This window comes from Microcystis sp. LE19-131.1A (genome assembly GCF_027532015.1).
In the GTDB taxonomy this organism is placed as follows: domain Bacteria; phylum Cyanobacteriota; class Cyanobacteriia; order Cyanobacteriales; family Microcystaceae; genus Microcystis; species Microcystis ichthyoblabe_A.
The window spans coordinates 1-4,172 of sequence record NZ_JAPZSS010000256.1 but is presented as its reverse complement, the minus strand read 5'-3'; the positions used below and the strand labels follow the sequence as shown (position 1 = coordinate 4,172).

7 protein-coding genes are annotated in these 4,172 nt (G+C 43.8%); all 7 read left to right on the top strand.

The window, feature by feature from the left end:
* The first annotated feature begins 450 nt into the window (after positions 1-450).
* The 7 genes from O9323_RS18510 (at position 451) to O9323_RS18480 (ending at position 4,055) form a co-directional block, all read left to right on the top strand.
* Positions 451-1,323, top strand: a complete 873-nt coding sequence (locus O9323_RS18510) for an Rpn family recombination-promoting nuclease/putative transposase (RefSeq protein ID WP_288125556.1) — start codon at positions 451-453, stop codon at positions 1,321-1,323.
* Positions 1,324-1,631: 308 nt separating this feature from the next.
* On the top strand, positions 1,632-1,787 hold the full coding sequence (locus O9323_RS18505) for an anacyclamide/piricyclamide family prenylated cyclic peptide (protein WP_288125555.1): 156 nt from the start codon (positions 1,632-1,634) through the stop codon (positions 1,785-1,787).
* A 248-nt stretch (positions 1,788-2,035) separates the two neighbouring features.
* Positions 2,036-2,191 (top strand): anacyclamide/piricyclamide family prenylated cyclic peptide, encoded by a 156-nt coding sequence (locus O9323_RS18500; protein ID WP_272095974.1) that lies wholly within the window; start codon positions 2,036-2,038, stop codon positions 2,189-2,191.
* Positions 2,192-2,439: 248 nt separating this feature from the next.
* Complete coding sequence (locus O9323_RS18495; protein ID WP_288125554.1) at positions 2,440-2,589, top strand: anacyclamide/piricyclamide family prenylated cyclic peptide; 150 nt, start codon at positions 2,440-2,442, stop codon at positions 2,587-2,589.
* Between the two features lie 378 nt (positions 2,590-2,967).
* Positions 2,968-3,360: a hypothetical protein gene (locus tag O9323_RS18490; RefSeq protein WP_288125553.1), complete on the top strand. Its 393-nt coding sequence runs from the start codon at positions 2,968-2,970 to the stop codon at positions 3,358-3,360.
* Positions 3,357-3,776, top strand: a complete 420-nt coding sequence (locus tag O9323_RS18485) for an HNH endonuclease (RefSeq protein WP_287736132.1) — start codon at positions 3,357-3,359, stop codon at positions 3,774-3,776. Before O9323_RS18490 ends, O9323_RS18485 begins: the two co-directional genes overlap by 4 nt.
* A gap of 117 nt (positions 3,777-3,893) precedes the next feature.
* Complete coding sequence (locus O9323_RS18480; RefSeq protein ID WP_288125552.1) at positions 3,894-4,055, top strand: anacyclamide/piricyclamide family prenylated cyclic peptide; 162 nt, start codon at positions 3,894-3,896, stop codon at positions 4,053-4,055.
* The last annotated feature ends 117 nt before the right edge of the window (positions 4,056-4,172 follow it).

Below are 4,172 nucleotides of genomic sequence, written 5' to 3'. Positions count from 1 at the left end.
CTCTCGTGATGGCAATGCGATCGCTCAACTTGGTTGGGGAACTTTTTGTGTGGGAGAGGATGGGGATGGCAATTGTGAAGAGTGGTACGAACTGCCATTTGCGGGAGACGACGCGGAGTAATGCTCCCGATTCGAGCATCGAACTTCAAATCATGTCAAAAGTCTTTTTCTGCTTGCCAGGGTGCGCGGTTTGCCCCAACGAATTGACGTACAATCCTTGTTAATTCAGGGCTTTCTGTTACCTGGCACGCGGGAGAAGCAGGGGAGCAAGGGAGAGAGGGAGCAGGGGAGAGGGTGATTTTTTCCCCATTCGCCTTTTTCCTTCGCTCAAAAGTGCTGGAAGAATTAGCTAGTGCGATCGCCATTTATTGTTATGCGATCACCGTTTTGTCAAGCAAGAACACGAAAATTCATAAAAAAACTATTGACTTGACGACCAAAGAAGGAGTAATGAAAACCGATAAAATCTTTTATACCCTATTTCAAGTCTTTCCCGAACTTCTCTTTCAACTGCTAGGAGAATCTCCCAATCTGGCGCAAAATTATCAATTTAAATCAGTCGAAATCAAAGAATTGGCTTTCCGACTTGATGGGGTATTTATTCCCGATGCAGACCACCCGGATTATCCGCTTTACTTTGTCGAAGTTCAATTTCAAAAAGACGAGGATTTTTATTGGCGATTTATGACTCAGATCTTCCTCTATCTCAAGCAGTATAAGCCGGAACGCGCCTGCTGTCCCGTGATTCTGTGGGGAAAGCGCCGCTTGGACATTGGGTTTCCCATCGCTTACCAAAATTTGCTAAACTTAGAGCGGATACAACGAATATATCTCGATGAAATCGAGGCTGAATCTCCTCCCTCTCTGGGGATAAGTATCCTCCAGTTTATCGTCATCAGTGGGAAAAAAGCACCCGAACAGGTTCAATCCTTGATTGAGCAAACCCGCCAACAGATTATTGACCCTAACACTCAACGAAATGTTATCGAGTTAATCGAGAAGATTATTATCTACAAATTTCCGCAGAAAAGTCGCCAGGAGTTAGAAGCTATGTTTAATCTCACGGAATGGAAACAAACCAAGTTTTATCAAGAAGCTAAAGAAGAAGGGAAACTTGAAGGAAAACTTGAAGGAAAACTTGAAGGAAAACTTGAAGGGAAACTTGAAGGGAAACTTGAAGGAAAACTTGAAGGAAAACTTGAAGGGAAATTGGAAACAATTCCTCTTCTGGTTAGGTTGGGACTTAATGAAGAACAAATTGCACGGGAATTAAATCTAAGAGTTGAGATTGTTCATCAATTTATTACCAATCAGAACAATTAAAACTTTTAAGAGATTGCTTCGGGGGGTGAAGAAGCAGGGGAGAGGGGGAGCAGGGGAGTACAGGTTGTTGCTCTCATAGTAGGTTGATTCATCAATCAACCGGCGTTGCTGATTTGAGATATGAATCTTCTTTTGTGAGATTTTTAAAACCTAGACCCAAACTAACTTTTGGATGGGTACAAGGTTGTCATTCATACCTTGATTCAGCAGCACCCTCTTTCTTAACAAAAATTGACCTAGAAACTGTTGACTTGGATTGGCAGTTTTGCCATACTGTGAAAAACAAATCTATTGGAGGAAATTCCACCATGAAAACCAAGAAACTGACACCCCGTAACTCTGCTCCTGTCCAACGGGAAAATGCCGCTACCGTCTCTCGTGATGGCAATGCGGTCGCCCCCCAGGGCAAGCGCGGAATTGGGGATTATTATAGTAATCCTTTTGCGGGAGACGACGCGGAGTAATGCTCCCGATTCGAGCATCGGACTTCAAATCATGTCAAAAGTCTTTTTCTGCTTGCCAGGGTGCGCGGTTTGCCCCAACGAATTGACTTACAATCCTTGTCAATTCAGAGCTTTCTGTTAGGAATAAGGGAGAAAGTGTGATTCGCAAACTTGACTCTTTCTCAACAAAAATTGACCTAGAAACTGTTGACTTGGATTGGTAGTTTTGCTACACTGTGAAAAACAAATCTATTGGAGGAAATTCCACCATGAAAACCAAGAAACTGACACCCCGTAACTCTGCTCCTGTCCAACGGGAAAATGCCGCTACCGTCTCTCGTGATGGCAATGCGATCGCCCCCCACGATTGCGGCCCCCACGAGTGGGGGAAGTGTTATCCTTTTGCGGGAGACGACGCAGAGTAATCCTCCCGATTCGAGCATCGGACTTCAAATCATGTCAAAAGTCTTTTTCTGCTTGCCAGGGTGCGCGGTTTGCCCCAACGAATTGACGTACAACCCTTGTTAATTCAGAGCTTTCTGTTAGGAATAAGGGAGAAAGTGTGATTCGCAAACTTGACTCTTTCTCAACAAAAATTGACCTAGAAACTGTTGACTTGGATTGGTAGTGTTGCCATACTGTGAAAAACAAACCTATTGGAGGATTTTACCCCATGAAAACCAAGAAACTGACACCCCGTAACTCTGCTCCCGTCCAACGGGAAAATGCCGCTACCGTCTCTCGTGATGGCAATGCGATCGCCCCCCTGGAATGGGATCCTCGGGATTCGCGGTATCCTTTTGCGGGAGACGACGCGGAGTAATGCTCCCGATTCGAGCATCGGACTTCAAATCATGTCAAAAGTCTTTTTCTGCTTGCCAGGGTGCGCGGTTTGCCCCAAGGAATTGACGTACAACCCTTGTTAATTCAGGGCTTTCTGTCGCGGGAGTGTTACCTGGCACGCGGGAGAAGCAGGGGAGCAAGGGAGAGGGGGAGCAGGGGAGAGGTTGGGTTTTTCCCCACTTGCCTTTTTCCTTCGCTCAAGAGTGCTAGAAGACTTGGCCTAGGAGAGATGAACCCCTGTCAACAGCTTACTACCCCAGGGTTAACGGGTTGGGTTTGTCTTCTCCTTCGGTTTGTACCTCTGACAGAATTACTTAAGCTATGATTAAGGTAAGATTTACTTACTCATACATCACAAATGACTCGAATTACTATTGATTTACCAGTCAGTTTAGCTGAAACCGCCCAATGTTTAGGAAAGGCTACGCAACGAGAGTTATCAGAGGTTTTAATTGATACCTTAGAAATTGTTCTACCTACCTTTAATAGTCTCTCAGCAGTGGGTAATCATGTTAAAATTTCCCATCTGTTAGATGCTGAAGTGATTGAATTAGCTAATTCAAAAATGGATGTTGTTCAAAATCAACGCTTGGGAGAGTTACAAGCTAAGGGAAAAAATACGGGTTTAACCGAAGCTGAAGGCTATGAATTGTCAGTTTTAATCTCAATTTACCAAATGGGACAATTAAGAAAGTCAATCGCCTTAGCTGAAGCCGTTAAAAGAGGTTTGAGAGATGCTTTAATACCATGAGCTTTCTCACAGAAACTTTGCGCCAAAAAGTTAGACAACGGGCAGGAAATCGCTGTGAATATTGCCTCAGCCACCAGGATTATATTATGGGAAGATTACAAATTGATCATATCCAACCTTTAACTAAAGGTGGTGCTAATACAGAAGAAAATTTATGTTTAGCTTGTGAATTATGTAATCAATATAAGTGGACACAAACTGAGGCTATTGATCCTGAATCTGAACTGTTAGTTTCTTTGTTTAATCCTCGCCTTCAAAGGTGGCAAGAACATTTTACTTGGAGTTCAGAGGGAACAGAAATTATGGGAATAACGGCTTGTGGTCGGGCAACACTTGTAGCTTTAAAATTAAATAATAGTCTAGCTGTCGTTGTGCGTAAAAATTGGGTTAAAGCTGGTTGGCATCCACCTGATTAATTGCAGACAGAATCTCACCTTCAGGAATCTCACCTTAATTTACCAAAAAACTATTGACTTTGATTTTGTAGTGTTGCTACAGTATGAAAAAATAAATCTATTGGAGGAAATTCCACCATGAAAACCAAGAAACTGACACCCCGTAACTCTGCTCCTGTCCAACGGGAAAATGCCGCTACCGTCTCTCGTGATGGCAATGCGATCGCCCCATTTTCGGTCTACGAACGTTATAAAGGAAACGGCGATTGGAGCCCTTTTGCGGGAGACGACGCGGAGTAATGCTCCCGATTCGAGCATCGGACTTCAAATCATGTCAAAAGTCTTTTTCTGCTTGCCAGGGTGCGCGGTTTGCCCCACGAATTGACGTACAACCCTTGTTAATTCAGGGCTTTCTGT